The following is a 16,664-nucleotide window of genomic DNA, read 5'->3' on the forward strand; positions in this document are numbered from 1 at the left end:
CTGGAGAGATTCCGCGATTCGAAGCAAAGCGGAAACGCTCTAGTCCTCGCGCCTGTCCTTGAAGAAGCTCTTGAGCATCTCGGCGGCGCGGGTTTCACCGATGCCGGCATAGACGTCGGGTGCGTGATGGCAGGTGGGGGAGGCGTAGAACCTCACGCCGCTGACCACAGCGCCACCTTTGTCGTCGGCGGCGCCGAAATAGAGCCGGCGCAGGCGGGCAAACGATATGGCCGCGGCGCACATGGTGCAGGGTTCGAGCGTCACATAGAGGTCGAGCCCGGTCAGGCGCTCCTGGCCGAGCCGCACGCAGGCCTGGCGGATCGCCAGTATCTCGGCATGTGCCGTGGCATCGTTGAGTTCACGGGTGCGGTTGCCGGCCCGGGCGACGATTTCGTTGCCCTGGACGATGACCGCGCCGATCGGCACTTCGCCGCGCGCCGCTGCCGCTTCGGCCTCGTCGAAGGCCAATGCCATGTAATCGGGCCGTTTCACGCCTCAACCATCCTGTTACCCCTCGCTAACCCCCGAGCTTCCTGTTATCTAGCCGCCGAAAAGGGCAAAGGCCACCATGGACGACGATCGTAAGAAATTCCCCCGCAAGGGCGGGTCAAAACCGGCTGGAGCGGGCGGCCGTGACGGCGGTGCCAAGAAATTCGGCAAGCCGCGCAGCGAAGGTGGCGCAAAACCCTTTGCCAAGAAGCCGTTCGTGAAGCGCGCCGAAGGTGCCGAGGGCGGCGAACGCCCGAAGCGCGATTTCCGCCCGCGCGACGGCGAGGCGCGCGCCGAGCGGCCGTTCAACAAGGGGCCGCGCCCCGAAGGCAAGCCGTATGAAAAGCGCGAAGGCGGCCGCTCGTTCGGCGGCGACAAGCCCTTTGCCAAGAAGCCCTATCGTGCGCGCGCCGTCGAAGGTGCCGAAGGCGGCGAACGCCCCAGGCGCGATTTCGCGCCGCGTGATGGCGAAGCCCGCGCCGAGCGTCCGTTCCACAAGGGCCCGCGCCCTGAAGGCAAGCCATATGAAAAGCGCGAAGGCGGTCGTTCCTTTGGCGGCGACAAGCCGTACCGTGCGCGCCCGGCCGAGGGTGGGGAGCGTCCGCAGCGTGAATTCCGTCCGCGCGACGGCGAGGCGCGCGCTGAAGGCGGCGAGCGTCCGTTCCGCAAGGGCCCGCGCCCCGAGGGCAAGCCATATGAAAAGCGTGAAGGCGGCCGTTCGTTTGGCGGTGACAAGCCTTATCGTGCCCGTCCTGCCGAAGGCGGCGATCGTCCGCAGCGCGAGTTCCGTCCGCGCGACGGTGATGCGCGCCCGGCAGGCGGCGATCGCCCGTACCGCGCGCGCCCCGAGGGCGGCAAGCCCTTCGAGAAGCGCGGCGAAGGCTTCAAGCCGCGCCCGCGTGCTTCCGAGGATGCACCGGAGCCGGGCGAGCGCATCGCCAAGCGCCTGGCGCGTGCGGGCCTCGCCTCGCGCCGCGATGCCGAGGAGCTGATTGCTGCCGGCCGCGTCAAGGTCAACAACAAGGTGCTGGCGTCTCCGGCGGTCAACGTCATGCCTGACGACATCATCCATCTCGACGGCATGGAAATCCCGCCGATCGAGCGCACCCGCCTGTTCCTGTTCCACAAGCCGGCCGGCGTGGTCACCACCAACCGCGATCCCGAGGGCCGCAAGACCGTCTTCGACGTGCTGCCGCAAGAGCTGCCGCGCCTGATGACGATCGGCCGCCTCGACATCAACACCGAAGGCCTGTTGTTGCTGACCAATGATGGCGGCCTGTCGCGCGTGCTCGAACTGCCGGCGACCGGCTGGCTGCGCCGCTACCGCGTGCGCGTCCACGGCAAGGTCGAGCAGAAGACGCTGGACGGTCTCAGGGACGGCATCGCCGTCGAGGGCGTGTTCTACGGCTCGATCGAGGCGACGCTCGACCGCGAGCAGGGCAGCAATGCCTGGATCACCATCGGCCTGCGCGAAGGCAAGAACCGCGAGGTCAAGAACATCCTCGGCGCGCTCGGCCTCGAGGTGAACCGCCTGATCCGCATCTCCTATGGCCCGTTCCAGCTCGGCGAGCTGCCGGAGGGCCATGTCCAGGAGATCAAGGGCAAGATGCTGCGCGACCAGCTCGGCGAGCGGCTGATCGAGGAGTCGGGGGCCAATTTTGACGCCGACATCGTCAAGCCGTTCTCCAACAAGCCGACCTTCCGCCGCGAGGAACGTCGCGAGGAAGAGGCGCCGCGCGCCCCGCGTGCGCCCCGCCTCGACATCGGCGAAGGCGGCCTGATCAAGAACCGCAAGCGCGATCGCGAGCGTCATCGCGAGGACGTGCTGGGCCGCCTGTCGACCGAACGCCCTGCCGGCTTCGGCGACAAGCCGAGTTTCGGTGACAAGCCAAGGTTCGGCGACAAGCCGAGATCCGGGGACCGGCCGAAATTCGGGGACAAGCCCAAGTTCGGCGACAAGCCCAGGTTTGGCGACAAGCCGAAATTCGGCGGCAAGAAGGGTGACGAGCGCGAAAAGAAGCCGTTCGAGACGCCTGGTGCGCGCAAGACAAATGTCTGGATGGCTCCGGGCGCGCGTCCGCAGAGCGAAAAGGCCAAGGCCGATGCCGCGTCGAAGCCGCGCTTCGACAAGTCGCGTTCCGACAAGCCTCGTTCCGACAGGCCTCGTTCCGACAGGCCCCATTCTGACAGACCGGGCGGCGACGGCCCGCGCGGTGGACGGCCCGGCGGTCCGCGCCGGGATCGCGGCTGATGCGGGTAGTCGGTGGTGATTTGCGCGGCAGGCCGTTGGCCACGCCGCGCGACAACGCCATTCGTCCGACAACGGATCGCACACGCGAGGCGGTGTTCAACATGCTTGCCCATCGCTTCGGCGGCAGGCTCGACGGCGTGCGTGTGCTCGACCTCTTCGCCGGCACCGGCGCGCTCGGCATCGAGGCGCTGTCACGCGGCGCTGCCTATTGCGTGTTCATCGAGGAATCGGCCGAAGGCCGCGGACTTGTCCGCACCAATGTCGAGAGTTTCGGCCTGACCGGCCGGACCAAGATCTTCCGCCGCGACGCAACCGCTCTCGGAGACGCCGGCACGCTCGGGCCGTTCGGCCTGGTCTTCGCCGATCCGCCCTATGGCAAGGGCCTGGGCGAGAAAGCCTTGCGTTCGGCTCGCGCCGGCGCCTGGCTGGCGCCGGGCGCGCTCTGCGTCGTCGAGGAAGCGGCATCCGTTGCGTTCGAGCCGGGACCCGGCTTTGCCGTCGTCGACGAACGTTCTTATGGCGAGACGGTGATCCGCTTCATCGAGGCGCAATAGCTGCGGCGCCCGACTTCGGCCTCTTTCGGACCGGAAGATTACGAACAATTCACTTCCCGCCGCTTTGTGCCGAAGCCTATAAGGCGGGCACGTCCACATTCAGAGGCAGTTGATGATCTTGAGATTCTTGCGGGCGAAAGCCTCGCTGCCAGCCCTGTTGGCCCTGGGGCTGGCCTCGTCGGCGCCGGCTCTCGCCGAAGCGCCGCGCAGCGACTGGAAGGTCACCAGCTTCACGCTCGACAATGGTATGCAGGTCGTGGTCATCCCCGACCATCGCGCCCCGATCGCCACCCACATGGTCTGGTACAAGGTCGGCAGCGCCGACGAGATGCCCGGCAAGTCGGGCATCGCCCATTTCTTCGAACATCTGATGTTCAAGGGCACCAGCAACCACAAGGCCGGCGAGTTCGGCCAGAAGATCGCCGAGATCGGCGGCAGCGAGAACGCCTTCACCACCTATGACTACACCGCCTACCACCAGACGGTGACCCCCGCTGCCCTCGAAACGATGATGAGCTTCGAGGCCGACCGGATGCGCAACCTGGTGCTGACCGATGCGGTGATCGAGCCCGAACGCGACGTCATCCTCGAAGAGCGCCGCTCGCGCGTCGAAAACAATCCTGGCGCGCTGCTCAACGAGGAAGTCGACGCGACGCTGTACCAGAACCAGCCCTACCGCATTCCGGTCATCGGCTGGATGCATGAGATCGAAAAGCTCAACCGCGTCGACGCCACCGACTTCTACGTCAAGTATTACGCCCCCAACAACGCGATCCTGATCGTTGCCGGCGACGTCGAGCCTGATACGGTCAAGGCGCTGGCCGAAAAGACCTATGGCAAGGTGGCGCGCGGGCCGGAACTGCCGCCGCGCATCCGCCCGGTCGAGCCGGAGCAGAACACCAAGCGCACCGTCGAACTGACCGACGAGCGTGTCAGCGTGCCGAGCTTCTCCAAGGCCTGGGTGGTGCCGTCCTACCAGACGGCCGAGCCGGGCGAAGCCGAAGCGCTCGATCTTCTGTCGGAGATCCTTGGCGGCGGCAGCCGCAGCCGGCTCTACCAGGGCCTGGTGGTCAAGGACGGCATTGCCTCCTCCGCCGGCGCCTTCTTCCAGGGCACGATGGTCGACGACACCAGCTTCACCGTCTATGGCGCGCCGCGTGGCGAAGCCGGGCTGCAGCAGGTGGAAGCCGCCGTCGACGTCGAGATCCGCCGCATCATCAAGGACGGCGTGACATCGGACGAGCTCGAAAAGGCCAAGGACCGTTTCGTCCGCTCGATGATCTTTGCCCGCGACAACCAGGCCAGCATGGCCAACATCTATGGCAGCACGCTGGCGACCGGCGGCACGGTTGCCGACATCGAACAGTGGCCGGACAGGATCCGCACTGTCACCACCGACCAGATCAAGGCGGTTGCCGCCAAATATCTCAATCCCGACCATTCGGTTGCCGGCTATCTGCTGCCGGCGAAATCAGTCGAGAAGTGATGTGATGACCAGGCTCATGGCAATGCGTTTCAAGGCCCCCACTTTCTCGACGACGCGTGCATCAGCGGCGACGCTGATGCTGGCACTGGTTTTCCTGGTCCTGCCCGCCATGGTCGCGCGCGCCGAGGTCCGTATCCAGGAGGTCAAGTCCGACAAGGGCATCACCGCCTGGCTGGTCGAGGACTATTCGGTGCCGATCATCGCGATAAAATTCCTGTTCGATGGCGGCAGCACCCAGGATCCCCAGGGCAAGGAAGGCCTCGCCAACCTGATGACCGGGCTTTTCGACGAAGGCGCCGGCGATCTCGACAGCGACGCCTTCCAGATCAAGCTCGACGAGGCTGGCGCCGAAATGGGCTTCAACGAAGGCAATGACGCCGTCGGCGGCGGCATGCGCATGCTCGCCGAGCGACAGGACGATGCCTTCGAACTGCTCAAGCTTGCGGTCGAGACGCCGCGCTTCGACCAGGCGCCGCTCGACCGCATCCGCGCGCAGATCGTCAACGGCATCGTTGCCAATGCGCGCGACCCCGAGACCCAGGCGGCGCGCAAATGGGCCGAGGCGATCTACGGCACGCATCCTTACGCCAGGCCCGACATGGGCACCGAGGCGTCGCTGGCGACCATCACCGCCGATGACCTGCGCGCCTTCCACAAGGCCAATTTCGCCAGGGAAAACATCCATGTCGCCGTCGTCGGCGCCATCGACGCCGAGACGCTGAAGAAGCGGCTCGACCAGGTGTTCGGCGAATTGCCTGACAAAGCCGAATTGCGGCCGGTCGAACGCGTCGAGCCCAGGCTCGGCCAGACCATGCATATCGAATATCCCCTGCCGCAGACCTCGCTGCAGCTGGTCTATCCCGGCGTGCCGCGCGAAGCGCCCGATTTCCTTGCCGCGGCACTGATGGAGCACATCCTGGGCGGCGGCACATTCTCGTCGCGGCTGTTCGACGAGGTGCGTGAAAAGCGCGGGCTGGCCTACAGTGTCAGCTCCGCGCTGATCAACCAGGAGCATTCGTCGTCGCTGATCATCGGCACCGCGACACGGTCGGACCGGGCGGCCGAGACGCTTGGCGTCATTCGCGAGGTGATCCGCAAGATGGCGGAGGAGGGGCCTACCGCAGCTGAACTCGACGCGGCCAAGAAGTACATGCTCGGCGCCTATGCCATCAACAATCTCGATTCCTCGGGCGCGATTGCCGGCACGCTTGTCGACCTGCAGACCGACAAGCTCGGCATCGACTATATGCAGAGGCGCGTCGAGCTGATCAACGCCGTCACGCTCGACGACGTCAGGGCGGCGGCGCGCAAGCTGTTGTCGGTCGACCCCGCGATCATGATCCTCGGTCCGAAATTCGGAGAGAGCAAGGGATGAGCGCCACCTTCGCACTGGCACTTGGCGGCGGCGGCGCGCGCGGCCTCGCTCATATCCATGTCATCGAGGCGCTCGACGAGCTCGGCATCAGGCCGGTGGCGATCGCAGGGTCCTCCATAGGTGCTGTGATGGGCGCCGGCATGGCCGCCGGCCTGACCGGCAGGGAAATCCACGAGCACTCCCGCGCCGTGCTCGGCCGGCCGGCCGAGGTGGCCAGCCGCATGTGGCGGGCCCGGCCGGGCACGCTGTCGGAGATGGTCGAGACTGGCATCAGGGTCACCCAGTTCAATGTCGAGCGCATCCTCAAGTCGTTTCTGCCCGAGGGCGTGCCTGATACCTTCGAGGAGCTGAAGCTGCCCTTGAAGGTGACGGCAACCGACTATTACGGCCATTGCCTGAAGGTGTTCGAGGAGGGCGAGCTGTTTTCGGCGCTCGCCGCATCGGCGGCGATCCCGGCGGTGTTCAAGCCGGTGACGCGCGGCAACACGCTCTATATCGACGGCGGCATCTACAATCCGGTGCCGTTCGACCTGCTCGAGGGCCTGGCCGACCACGTCATCGCCATCGACGTCGTCGGCGCGCCATTCGAGAACGGCCGCAAGCCGCCCAATTCGATCGACCTGATGTTCGGCGCCAGCCAGCTGATGATGCAGTCGATCATCGCCAACAAGCTCGGCCAGAACCCGCCAGACATTTTCCTGAGGCCGCCGGTGTCGCGCTTCAAGGCGCTCGACTTCCTCAAGATCGACCAGGTCATGGCCGAGACGGCGGCGATCAAGGACGAGCTCAAGCACGCCCTCGACGAGATCCTGCGCTAGGCCCGGCGGGCGGCTTTCTCCAGCTATTGCAGCGTCGAAGCCTTGCCGGTGGAGAAGGGCGACTGTGCCGCCGGCGGCAGCGCCGGCACCGGCTCGTCCTGATGCTGCGGTTCGCGCGCGATCGCGTTGACGACGCGGAAGCAGACGAACATCGAGACGACACCGAACACCACAGCGCCCAGGCCCCAGCCGGCGATGACGCCGATGGCGCCCCAGTAATGCGCGCCGATCCAGACGAAGGGGATGACGCCGAGCGTCGAGCGGCCCCAGTTGAACACGGTCGAATAGGTCGGATAGCCCAGATTGTTGAAGGCAGCGCTCGACACGAAGATCGCGCCGTTGAACAGGAAGCTGCCGGCGGCGAAATGGCAGAAGAACACGATCAGTTCGCGGGCGATGCCGTCGGCGCCGAAGGCGCTGGCGATCGGGTTGGCGAAGATCGCCAGCAGCCCCCACACAGCCAGCACATAGACGATGGTGAACAGCAGGCTGTCGCGCATCGTCGTGGTCAGGCGCTCGAACTTGCGGGCGCCGTAGTTCTGCCCGAGGATCGGCCCGACGGCACCCGACAGCGCGAAGATGACGCCGAAGGCGACCGGCACCAGACGGCCGATGATCGCCCAGCCGGCCACTGCCTGGTCGCCGAAGGCAGCCATTTCGATGGTGACATAGGCGTTGCCGACAGGGGTCGCGACCTGGGTCAGCATGGCCGGCACGCCGATGGCGAAGAAGGGCCTGACGGCCTCGCGCAAACCGCTCAGATCCGGGAGCTTGATCAGCCGATGCACAACATGGGCGCCGTGCAGGCCGATGGCCAGCATGACAAAACGTGTCAGCACCGTCGAGATGGCGGCGCCGTCGAGGCCGAGGTCGAAGCCGAAGATCAGGATCGGGTCGAGAATGGCCGCGGCGATGCCGCTGCCGAGCGTCACATACATTGCCCGTCGCGCATCGCCGACGCCGCGCAATATGCCTGTCGTGCACATGCCGAGCGCCATGACAGGGAAGGACGGCAGCACGATCTGCAGGAACCGGGTCGACAGGTCGAGCGTCGCACCGGTGGCGCCGAGCAAAGCGAGCAGGGGCCGCAGGAACGGCAAGGCAGCGAGCGTCATCACAAGCGTGGCGACGCCCATGAACACCATCGAGGCGCCGCCCATGGAGCGGGCCTCCTCGCGCTGGCCGCGGCCGAGGCAGCGCGCCACCAGCGCGCCGCAGGCGATGGTGAAGCCGATCGAGATCGACAGCGTGAAGAACAAAAGCGTCGAGGCAAAGCCGATGGCCGCCGCCAGCTCCTCGATGCCGAGCAGGGAAATGTAGAACAGGTTGAGCGCGTCGACGATGAAGATGGCGATCAGCCCGACCGAGCCGGTGCCGGTCATGACCACGACATGGCGCATGGTCGAACCGGTGGTGAATTTTGCCGGTGCCGCCGCCGGAGCCTGTGTGGACATGCGATTTCCCTGGAAATTTCGGCGGCGAAGCACCGCATCACGGTGGTTTGACCATGCACCCGCCCATTGCACAAGCGGGTTGGGGACAATAGATGGGGTGGTACGGGCCGCGTCCAACGGGCGGCAAGCAATCGGAACATGCCAAATGAACGATACCAACGACGCCGCGAAACTGGCCGACCGGGTGGCGAGCCTCGTCGAGGCGGCAAAGAAGGCCGGCGCTGACGCCGCCGACGCGGTTGCGGTACGCGGCCGCTCGACAAGCGTTTCGGTGCGCCTCGGCAAGGTCGAGGCGACAGAGGCCTCGGAGAGCGAGGACATGTCGCTCAGAGTGTTCGTCGGCCAGCGTGTCGCCAGCGTTTCGGCGACCGCCGCCTCCGACCCCAGGGTTCTGGCCGAGCGCGCCGTGGCGATGGCCAGGGTATCGCCGGAGGATCCCTATCAGGGCCTGGCCGATGCCGCCTTGCTGGCGCAAACGCCGCGCGACCTCGACCTGTTCGACGACACCATCGTCTCGGCCGAACGCCTGAAGGAAGACGCGCTCGCCGCCGAAGAGGCAGCGCTCGCCGTCAAGGGCGTGACCAATTCGTCCGGCGCCGGTGCTGCCGCCGGTCTTGGCGGGCTGGTGCTCGCCACCTCGCACGGCTTCGTCGGCCATTATGTCGGCTCACGCTTCTCGCGCTCGGCCAGCGTCATCGCCGGCGAGGGCACGGCGATGGAGCGCGACTATGATTTCTCGTCACGCATCCACTTTGCCGATCTCGATGCATCGGCCGATATCGGCCGCAGCGCCGGCGAACGCGCGGTCAAGCGGCTCAACGCCCGCAAGGCGGCAACCGGACCCGTCGACGTCGTCTTCGATCCGCGCGTCGCGCGCGGCATTGCCGGCCACCTCGCCGGCGCCATCAACGGCGCCTCGGTGGCCCGCAAGACCAGCTTCCTGCGCGACATGATGGGCAAGCCGGTGGCTTCCGCCGCCATCACCGCCATCGACGAGCCGTTGAAGCGGCGCGGCCAGGCGTCGCGTCCGTTCGACGGCGAGGGCATCGAAGGTGCGACGCTCAAGATGGTCGACAAGGGCGTGCTCAACCACTGGTTCCTGTCGACATCGGCGGCGCGCGAACTCGGGCTCGTCACCAATGGCCGTGGCGCGCGCGGCGGCTCGTCGGTCACGCCGTCCTCGACCAATTTCAGCATCGAGCCGGGCGAGCGCTCGCCCGAGGACATCATCCGCTCGCTCAAGCGCGGCTTCTATGTCACCGAGGTGTTCGGCCAGGGCGTCGACATGGTGACGGGCGAATACAGCCGCGGCGCTTCCGGCTTCTGGATCGAGAATGGCGAGATCACCTGGGCGGTGTCGGAGGTGACGATCGCCTCCAACCTCAAGGACATGTTCCTGCGCATGGTGCCGGCAAGCGACCTCGACCGCAATTTCGGCACTGCCGCGCCGACGCTTCTGATCGAAGGCATGACCCTTGCAGGCGACTGACAACATCGACAATTCCGACCTGAAGGCCGAACTCGACCTGCTGCGTGCTGCTGCCACCGAGGCCGGGCGGATCGCCATGGGCTTTTTCCGGCAGAGCCCGGAAGTCTGGTTCAAGGGCGGCAATTCGCCGGTCAGCGAGGCCGATTACGCCGCCGACCACTATTTGCGCGAAACCCTGACCGCGGCACGGCCCGGCTATGGCTGGCTGTCGGAGGAAACCGCCGACAATCCCGACCGGCTCGGCGCGCGCCGCACCTTCGTCGTCGACCCGATCGACGGCACGCGCGGCTTCGTCGAGGGGCGCACGGCATGGTGCGTCAGCGTTGCCGTCGTCGAGGCCGGCCGCTCGCTCGCCGGCGTGCTCGAATGCCCGGCGCGGCAAGAGACCTTTTGGGCGGTCAAGGGCGGTGGCGCCTTTCTCAACGGCCAGCCCCTGAAGGTGCGCGAGGCGGGCGAACGCATGCGTATTGCCGGTCCCAAGCCGATGATCGACAAGATGCCTGTGCACTGGCAGGGCAGGCTCGATCGCGAGACCTACATTCCCTCGCTGGCCTATCGCGTGGCGATGATCGCCAACGGGGTGCTCGATGCGACTTTCGTCAAGCCCAATGCCCATGATTGGGACATCGCCGCTGCCGAGCTGATCCTGACCGAGGCGGGCGGCAAGCTGCTCGACCGGCATGGCGACAGGCTCGCCTTTGCCGGCAGTGACATCGTTCACGGCGCGCTGATGGCCGGCAGCGGCACGCTGCTCGATGTCATGGCCGGGGTGCTTGCCAGCCACGACGGTTGATGATTTTACCGACTGTTCCAAAACGGCGCGCTTTGGTCTAGATCAGGCGAGCCCTGAGATGATGAATCAAGGAAACAGATGTCCGAAGAAAACGGAAAAAAGCAGCTCCTGCATCTGGTGTTCGGCGGCGAGTTGACCAAGCTCGGCGGAACCGAGTTCCGCGACCTCGATGCGCTCGACATGGTTGGCATCTATCCCGACTACAAGTCGGCCGAGCTGGCCTGGAAGGCAAAGGCGCAGGCAAGCGTCGACAACGCCCACATGCGCTACTTCGTCGTCCACCTGCATCGGCTGCTGGAGCCCGACACGAAGGCTGCCGGTCAGAACTGATGGAGCAACCCCGCATGGCGTCGCCGGCCGTGAGGCCCGCGGCGAAGAAGAAGCGCGTCAAGCAGCCGGCGTCGAAGACGTTCTGGCGCCGCATCCGCGAGCCGCTTGCCAAGTCGCGCTTCGCCAAGGGGGCGGTGGCGAGCCTGTTTGCCGGGGCGATGCGCTTCATCAAGCTGACCAACCCGATGGTCAAGGGCTCCTATGCGCTGGCCGGCGGCAGCCATGCCGACAGCGAGCCGCTGATCGTCGGCCTGTGGCACGGCCAGCATCTATTGGCGCCGGCGCTCTATCCGAGCCAACGCGGTCTGGTGGCGATGGTGTCGCGCAGCGCCGATGCCGAGCTCAATGCGCTTGTCATCAACAAGTTCGGCATCGAGGCCGTGCGCGGCTCGGGCGGCCGCGAAACCAGGCGCAAGCACGAAAAAGGTGGCGCCGTGGCGCTGATCGCCCTGAAAAAGGCGCTCGATGCCGGCAAGAACGTCTGCATGATCGCTGACATTCCGCATGGCACGCCGCGCGACGCCGGCATGGGCATCATCCTCCTGGCCCGGCTGTCCGGGCGCCCGATCGCACCGGCAGCGATTGCCACCAGCCGTCGCAAGGTGCTGGAAGGCAGCTGGGACAAGACCACGATCAATCTGCCGTTCGGCCGCTGCGCCATCTTCGTCGCTCCGCTGATCGAGGTTCCGGCCGATGCCGACGATGCCGAGATGGAGCGCAAGCGCCAGGAACTGACCGCCGCGATCGACCATGCCACCGAGCAGGCCTACCGCCTGGTCGATGGTGGCAAAGGGAGCGGTGGCAAATGAGCGAACGCTGGGCTCGCGCCTTCCTCAGAGCCTATCGTTACGCAGGTGCCGCTGCCTATCCGATGGTCGGCGGCTATGTCGCCTGGCGCGCCTCCAAGGGCAAGGAAGACCGCAACCGCCGGCGCGAGCGCTACGGCGTGCCGAGCCGGGAGCGGCCTGACGGGCCGCTGGTCTGGTTCCATGCCGCAAGCGTCGGCGAGACGATCGCGGTCGTGCCGCTGATCGAATCCATCCTGGGCTATGGCATCAACATCGTGCTGACCACCGGCACGGTCACCTCGGCGCAGGTCGCCGAGGAACGGCTGGGCGGCCGCATCATCCATCAATATGTGCCGCTCGACCTCAAGCCGGCGGTCAGCCGCTTCCTCGACCACTGGCACCCGGATCTGGCAATCATTGCCGAATCGGAAATCTGGCCGATGACCATCCTCGAACTCGGCGCCCGCCGCGTGCCGCAGATCCTGGTCAATGGCCGCCTGTCCGACCGCTCGTTCAAGTCGTGGAAGAAGCGCGCCTACATCGCCGAGGCGCTGTTCGAAAACATGGCCCATGTGGTGGCGCAGTCGGAGGTAGACGGCGAGCGTTTCCGCGCGCTCGGCGCACGCCCGGTCACCGTCTCGGGCAACCTCAAGGTCGATACCGCGCCGCCGCCGGCCGACGAAACCGCGCTCTACGCCATCCAGCGCCAGATCGGCCGCCGCCCGACCTGGGCTGCCGTGTCGACCCATGACGGCGAAGAGGTGATGGCTGCCGAAGTGCACGCCATGCTGCGCAGCCGCCATCGCAGCCTGTTGACCATCATCGTGCCGCGCCATCCCGACCGCGCCGCGGCCCTGGTGACGGAACTGACCGCCCTGGGCCTGAACGTCGCCCGCCGCAGCACCGGCGACCGCATCACCCCTGACACCGACATCCTGCTCGGCGACACCATCGGCGAGATGGGACTTTACCTGCGCCTGACCGAGATCGCCTTTGTCGGCCGTTCGATGACGGCCCAGGGCGGCCAGAACCCGCTCGAGCCGGCGATGCTCGACACCGCCGTTCTTGCCGGGCGCAACGTGCAGAACTTCCGCGACACCTACCAGCGCCTGATCGACAAGGGCGGAGCCAAGATCGTCCGCGACCGCGACATGCTCGCCGGTGCCGTCAACTTCCTGCTCGGCAACGAAATCGCACGCCATGACATGATGTTGGCCGGTGCCGCCACCGTCGAGGAAATGCGCGGCGCGCTCGCCCGCACGCTGAAGGCGCTCGAACCCTTCATCCACCCGCTGATCGTGCAGTCGCGCCTCAAGGGCGCGGGCGGGAGGTAGCTCTGGCCAGCGAAGCGCCTCCTTTCTGGTGGGAAAAGCCGGACTGGCGCGCTTACGCGCTCTATCCGGTGTCGGCGCTGTACGCCCTGGTGGCGGGCCGGCGCATGAAGGCGGCCAGGCGCGAAAAGATGGACGCACCGGTGCTGTGCGTCGGCAATTTCACCGTCGGCGGCACCGGCAAGACGCCTGTTGCCATAGCCCTTGCCAGGCAGGCCAAACGCATGCATCTGGTGCCCGGTTTCCTGTCGCGCGGCCATGGCGGCAGTTTTTCCGAACCGCACATTGTCGATCCTCATCACGACAGCGCCAAGCATGTCGGCGACGAGCCGCTGCTTCTGGCCGAACATGCGTTGGTCGCGGTGTCGGCCAACCGGGCCGCCGGCGCGCGCATGCTGATCGAGCGCGGCTGCAATTTCCTGATCATGGATGACGGCTTCCAGAGCGCGCGCATCCACATCGACTATGCGCTGATCGTCGTCGACGCCCGTTATGGCCTCGGCAATGGCCACGTCATCCCCGGCGGGCCGATGCGGGCGCGGCTGATCGACCAGCTCCGCTTCGCCGACGCCGTGCTCAAGATGGGCGAGGGCGAGCGCGCCGATGCGGTGGTGCGCCGGGCGGCGCGTGCCGGCAAGCCGGTCTTTGCCGCTGTGGCGCGCCCACGCGGCAAGAAGGCATTTGCCGGCCGTCGTTTCCTGGCTTTCGCCGGTATCGGCCATCCGGAAAAGTTCTTCGCCACGCTGGCCAAGGCAGGGGCGACAGTGGTGCTGGCGCATCCCTTCGCCGACCATCATTTCTACCTGCCCGACGAACTCGAGGATCTGGTCACCGCCGCGCGCGTCGGCGAGCTCGAACTGGTCACGACGTCCAAGGATGCCGCAAGGTTGCGCCATGGCGCGGCGTCGCCGGAATTTCTCGAAAACCTGAATGTGCTGGAGATCGACGCCGTCTTCGACGTCGAGAACGCGCCCGAGCGCATCATCAGCGAGACGCTCGAAGCCTGGCGCCGCCGGAAGATATCAGGTTGAAGATATCAGGTTGAAAATCTCAGCCTGAAGATCTCAGGCTGGCCGGCTTATTTGCGCGTGCGCAGCTCCGGGTTCATGTCGATTTCACGCGACAGCGACACCGCGGCATCGCGGTAAGGTTCCTGGCGGGCGACGCTCCAGTATTTGAGCTCGTCCAGCGGGATGGATTCCCCCGTCACCGCGCAGCGCACGAAGGAACCGGGGCTCGTCACCTGGAAATCGCCGTCGAGATAGCGGATGCGGGCTTCGCGTGCGCCGGGGCCTTCGAAACGGTTCATCATGGGCTTTCGCTCAATCTCCCTGTGCCGGCTGCCGGTCGCCGGCGGCATCGCCTGCCGAAATCTACAGTTTCTTGACCCGCTAAAGAAGGGGGGCCATCAAGGCGGTCGCCCGTCAAGAAGGGCGGGCCGTGCCTTGCCCGGCTTTTACGGTCACAGAACGTCCTGGGTCAAGTTACCTGTCCTCGGCGAGGAAGCGTTCGACCGTCTCCAGCGACAGCCCGGCATGGTGGCCGATGCGCCGCGCAAGCTCGGCCGCAGCATGTCGCGGCCGTCCCGCAGGGCGATCGAGCCAGTAGGACACAGGGTTCAGCGCGCGGTGTTCGTCGACCATGACGAGATGGCCCGCCTTGAGCTGGTTTTCGGTCAGCGGCGGCCGCGCCAAAGCGATGCCGAGGCCGTGGCTCGCCGCCGACAGCACCAGATTGTAGTCCTCGAAGCGGCGGTCCTGCGGGCGCGGTCGGTAGTCGAGGCCGTGCGTGCTGAACCAGGACCGCCAGCTCGACGCATCGGAATCGTGGATCAGCGGAAAGTCCAGCAGCCTTGCCGCGTCGCCGCTGCCGATGCGGGCCGCAAGCGCGGGTGCTGCGATGGGAAAGCAGTGCTCCTCGAACAATTGCGTCGAGATCCGCCCCGGGATCTTGCCGCGGCCGCAGCGGATGGAGAGATCGATGCCCTCGTCGGCGAGGTCGGCCTGGCGGATGTCGACGTCGAGCACGACGCGCAGCTTCGGCTCGCCCGCTTCGAGCTGCGACAGGCGCGGCATCAGCCACAGCCCGGCAATCGACGGGATCGAGGTCAGCCGCACCACGGCGGCGCCGCGCGGCTCGACCCAGCGGTCGGTGGTGTCGGAGATCAGCGAGAACGCCTCATTGGCGCGCAGATGCAGGCGCTGGCCCTCGAGCGTCAGCGTCACGCCGCGCGCCCCGCGCTCGAACAGCCGGAGGCCGAGCCAGTCTTCCAGCTTGGCGACCTGCCGGCTGATCGCGCCATGCGTCATGTTGAGCTTTTCGGCCGCCGCCGAGAAGCTGCCGCTGCGCGCCGCCGCCTGGAAGGCGCGCAAGGTTTCGAGAGGGAGCATCTGTTCTGAGCTGTGATCCATGCTCACAGCTGAGCCTCGATTTATTCGTTTGTCAATCAGCTCGGTGTCGGCGACATCTTGGCATGCAGACCCAGACTGACGAGGCCCAGCCATGACCGCCCAGACCACCATCCAGACCGGCAATCCGACACAGCGGTCTTCTACTGTCACCGTGCTTGCGGTGGTCGTGACGATCGTCGGCTGGGCCTCGTCCTTTCCGGCCATCCGCGCCGGGCTCGATGCCATCGATCCGATCGAACTCGGCGCGTTGCGCTTCGCCATCGCGGCCGTGCCGTCGGCGATCTACCTGATGATCCTGCGCCCGGCCTTGCCGGCGCTGAACGAACTCTGGCGTTTTGCCTTTGGCGGCGCGGTCTTCATCGCGCTCTACACGGTGCTGCTCAACTATGGCGAGACGACGGTTTCGGCGGGGGCGGCGAGCTTCATCATCAACGTCAATCCGATCATCACGGCGGTGCTGGCGATGATCCTGCTCGGCGAGCGTTTTCCGGTGCTTGCCTGGGCCGGCACCTTCCTGTCCTTTGCCGGCATCGGCATCATCGCGATCGGCGAGGGGCAGGGGCTGACCTTCAACACCGGCGCCTTGCTGATCCTCGGCTCGGCGTTCTGCACCTCGCTGAGCAGCATCGTCCAGAAGCGCCTGTACATCAGCCATCGGCCGCTGACCGTCTCGGCCTGGAACATGATCCTCGGCGCGCTGTTCCTGGCCCCGGCGCTGCCCAACGGCCTTGCCCAGATGTCGGTCGCCTCATCGGAACCCTTCTGGTCGGTCATCTATCTCGGCATCGTGCCCAGCCTGATCGCCTATGGCAGCTGGTCGGTGGCGCTGTCGCGCCTGCCGGCGTCGCGTGCCTCCAACTTCATGTATTGCGTGCCGCCGGTGGCGGTGGCGATCGGCTTTGTCTGGCTCGGCGAGACCCCCGGCCTGTTCGGCATCCTGGGCGGCGCGCTGGCGCTGGCCGGTGTGGTGCTGGTCAATCTCAAGCGCTGAGGCGGGCGGGCTGTAGCGACTTGATGGCGCCAGGTGGCAGCACCTGGCGCCATCAATGTCTGAAGCGGTTTTCCCCAGGAGTTGCGCAAAAACAAGGAGATAGC

The 16,664-nt window shown here is 66.4% G+C and carries 16 protein-coding genes; 12 read left to right on the forward strand and 4 right to left on the reverse strand.

Annotated elements, in window-relative coordinates:
- Positions 1–39 precede the first annotated feature (39 nt).
- Positions 40–492 carry a nucleoside deaminase gene (locus Amn_RS11335; protein ID WP_182573670.1) on the reverse strand — a complete coding sequence of 151 codons (453 nt, stop codon included), beginning with the start codon at positions 490–492 and terminating at the stop codon, positions 40–42.
- A 76-nt stretch (positions 493–568) separates the two neighbouring features.
- On the opposite strand from Amn_RS11335, the gene Amn_RS11340 reads away from it, so the two are divergent.
- From Amn_RS11340 to Amn_RS11360, 5 genes are all read left to right on the forward strand, one after another.
- Entirely contained in the window at positions 569–2,740 is a 2,172-nt protein-coding gene (locus Amn_RS11340; RefSeq protein WP_286297129.1) for a pseudouridine synthase, read from the forward strand.
- Positions 2,740–3,294, forward strand: a complete 555-nt coding sequence (gene rsmD, locus Amn_RS11345; protein ID WP_263007480.1) for a 16S rRNA (guanine(966)-N(2))-methyltransferase RsmD — start codon at positions 2,740–2,742, stop codon at positions 3,292–3,294. The genes Amn_RS11340 and rsmD overlap by 1 nt, the downstream gene beginning before the upstream one ends.
- A 112-nt stretch (positions 3,295–3,406) precedes the next feature.
- Positions 3,407–4,780 carry a M16 family metallopeptidase gene (locus tag Amn_RS11350; protein WP_154385456.1) on the forward strand — a complete coding sequence of 458 codons (1,374 nt, stop codon included), beginning with the start codon at positions 3,407–3,409 and terminating at the stop codon, positions 4,778–4,780.
- Between the two features lie 4 nt (positions 4,781–4,784).
- Entirely contained in the window at positions 4,785–6,155 is a 1,371-nt protein-coding gene (locus tag Amn_RS11355; protein ID WP_154385455.1) for a M16 family metallopeptidase, read from the forward strand.
- Positions 6,152–6,973 (forward strand): patatin-like phospholipase family protein, encoded by an 822-nt coding sequence (locus Amn_RS11360; protein WP_154385454.1) that lies wholly within the window; start codon positions 6,152–6,154, stop codon positions 6,971–6,973. The genes Amn_RS11355 and Amn_RS11360 overlap by 4 nt, the downstream gene beginning before the upstream one ends.
- 23 nt (positions 6,974–6,996) lie before the next feature.
- Here Amn_RS11360 and Amn_RS11365 read toward each other — a convergent pair whose 3' ends face one another.
- Positions 6,997–8,427 carry an MATE family efflux transporter gene (locus Amn_RS11365; protein ID WP_067963352.1) on the reverse strand — a complete coding sequence of 477 codons (1,431 nt, stop codon included), beginning with the start codon at positions 8,425–8,427 and terminating at the stop codon, positions 6,997–6,999.
- 145 nt (positions 8,428–8,572) lie between these two features.
- Here Amn_RS11365 and Amn_RS11370 point away from each other — a divergent pair, with 145 nt between their 5' ends.
- The 6 genes from Amn_RS11370 (at position 8,573) to lpxK (ending at position 14,189) form a co-directional block, all read left to right on the forward strand.
- On the forward strand, positions 8,573–9,916 hold the full coding sequence (locus tag Amn_RS11370; RefSeq protein WP_263007478.1) for a TldD/PmbA family protein: 1,344 nt from the start codon (positions 8,573–8,575) through the stop codon (positions 9,914–9,916).
- The gene (locus Amn_RS11375; RefSeq protein WP_154385452.1) at positions 9,903–10,709 is read left to right on the forward strand and encodes a 3'(2'),5'-bisphosphate nucleotidase CysQ; all 807 of its coding nucleotides are present in this window, start codon (positions 9,903–9,905) and stop codon (positions 10,707–10,709) included. The genes Amn_RS11370 and Amn_RS11375 overlap by 14 nt, the downstream gene beginning before the upstream one ends.
- A gap of 78 nt (positions 10,710–10,787) precedes the next feature.
- Positions 10,788–11,039, forward strand: coding sequence for a DUF4170 domain-containing protein (locus Amn_RS11380; RefSeq protein ID WP_067963345.1), 252 nt, complete (start codon positions 10,788–10,790; stop codon positions 11,037–11,039).
- Positions 11,039–11,848 (forward strand): lysophospholipid acyltransferase family protein, encoded by an 810-nt coding sequence (locus Amn_RS11385; RefSeq protein ID WP_067963341.1) that lies wholly within the window; start codon positions 11,039–11,041, stop codon positions 11,846–11,848. Before Amn_RS11380 ends, Amn_RS11385 begins: the two co-directional genes overlap by 1 nt.
- The gene (waaA, locus tag Amn_RS11390) at positions 11,845–13,161 is read left to right on the forward strand and encodes a lipid IV(A) 3-deoxy-D-manno-octulosonic acid transferase (protein WP_067963337.1); all 1,317 of its coding nucleotides are present in this window, start codon (positions 11,845–11,847) and stop codon (positions 13,159–13,161) included. Before Amn_RS11385 ends, waaA begins: the two co-directional genes overlap by 4 nt.
- 2 nt (positions 13,162–13,163) lie before the next feature.
- Complete coding sequence (gene lpxK / locus Amn_RS11395; protein ID WP_067963335.1) at positions 13,164–14,189, forward strand: tetraacyldisaccharide 4'-kinase; 1,026 nt, start codon at positions 13,164–13,166, stop codon at positions 14,187–14,189.
- 47 nt (positions 14,190–14,236) lie between these two features.
- Here lpxK and Amn_RS11400 read toward each other — a convergent pair whose 3' ends face one another.
- Entirely contained in the window at positions 14,237–14,470 is a 234-nt protein-coding gene (locus tag Amn_RS11400) for a DUF2093 domain-containing protein (protein ID WP_067966764.1), read from the reverse strand.
- Between the two features lie 172 nt (positions 14,471–14,642).
- Positions 14,643–15,548 (reverse strand): LysR substrate-binding domain-containing protein, encoded by a 906-nt coding sequence (locus Amn_RS11405; RefSeq protein ID WP_286297136.1) that lies wholly within the window; start codon positions 15,546–15,548, stop codon positions 14,643–14,645.
- A 112-nt stretch (positions 15,549–15,660) separates the two neighbouring features.
- Here Amn_RS11405 and Amn_RS11410 point away from each other — a divergent pair, with 112 nt between their 5' ends.
- A complete protein-coding gene (locus tag Amn_RS11410; RefSeq protein ID WP_286297138.1) occupies positions 15,661–16,560 on the forward strand; it encodes a DMT family transporter in 900 nt (299 codons plus the stop codon).
- Positions 16,561–16,664 lie beyond the last annotated feature (104 nt).

Origin of the sequence: Aminobacter sp. Y103A (assembly GCF_030294925.1) — a bacterium.
GTDB lineage: Bacteria > Pseudomonadota > Alphaproteobacteria > Rhizobiales > Rhizobiaceae > Aminobacter > Aminobacter ciceronei.

Excerpts from the sequence above, each read along its gene's own strand:
- Amn_RS11340 (WP_286297129.1), top strand. The coding sequence starts at position 569 with ATGGACGACGATCGTAAGAAATTCCCCCGCAAGGGCGGGTCAAAACCG.
- rsmD (WP_263007480.1), top strand. The coding sequence starts at position 2,740 with ATGCGGGTAGTCGGTGGTGATTTGCGCGGCAGGCCGTTGGCCACGCCG.
- Amn_RS11350 (WP_154385456.1), top strand. The coding sequence starts at position 3,407 with ATGATCTTGAGATTCTTGCGGGCGAAAGCCTCGCTGCCAGCCCTGTTG.
- Amn_RS11355 (WP_154385455.1), top strand. The coding sequence starts at position 4,785 with ATGACCAGGCTCATGGCAATGCGTTTCAAGGCCCCCACTTTCTCGACG.
- Amn_RS11360 (WP_154385454.1), top strand. The coding sequence starts at position 6,152 with ATGAGCGCCACCTTCGCACTGGCACTTGGCGGCGGCGGCGCGCGCGGC.
- Amn_RS11365 (WP_067963352.1), bottom strand. The coding sequence starts at position 8,427 with ATGTCCACACAGGCTCCGGCGGCGGCACCGGCAAAATTCACCACCGGT.
- Amn_RS11370 (WP_263007478.1), top strand. The coding sequence starts at position 8,573 with ATGAACGATACCAACGACGCCGCGAAACTGGCCGACCGGGTGGCGAGC.
- Amn_RS11380 (WP_067963345.1), top strand. The coding sequence starts at position 10,788 with ATGTCCGAAGAAAACGGAAAAAAGCAGCTCCTGCATCTGGTGTTCGGC.
- Amn_RS11385 (WP_067963341.1), top strand. The coding sequence starts at position 11,039 with ATGGAGCAACCCCGCATGGCGTCGCCGGCCGTGAGGCCCGCGGCGAAG.
- waaA (WP_067963337.1), top strand. The coding sequence starts at position 11,845 with ATGAGCGAACGCTGGGCTCGCGCCTTCCTCAGAGCCTATCGTTACGCA.
- Amn_RS11400 (WP_067966764.1), bottom strand. The coding sequence starts at position 14,470 with ATGATGAACCGTTTCGAAGGCCCCGGCGCACGCGAAGCCCGCATCCGC.
- Amn_RS11405 (WP_286297136.1), bottom strand. The coding sequence starts at position 15,548 with ATGCTCCCTCTCGAAACCTTGCGCGCCTTCCAGGCGGCGGCGCGCAGC.
- Amn_RS11410 (WP_286297138.1), top strand. The coding sequence starts at position 15,661 with ATGACCGCCCAGACCACCATCCAGACCGGCAATCCGACACAGCGGTCT.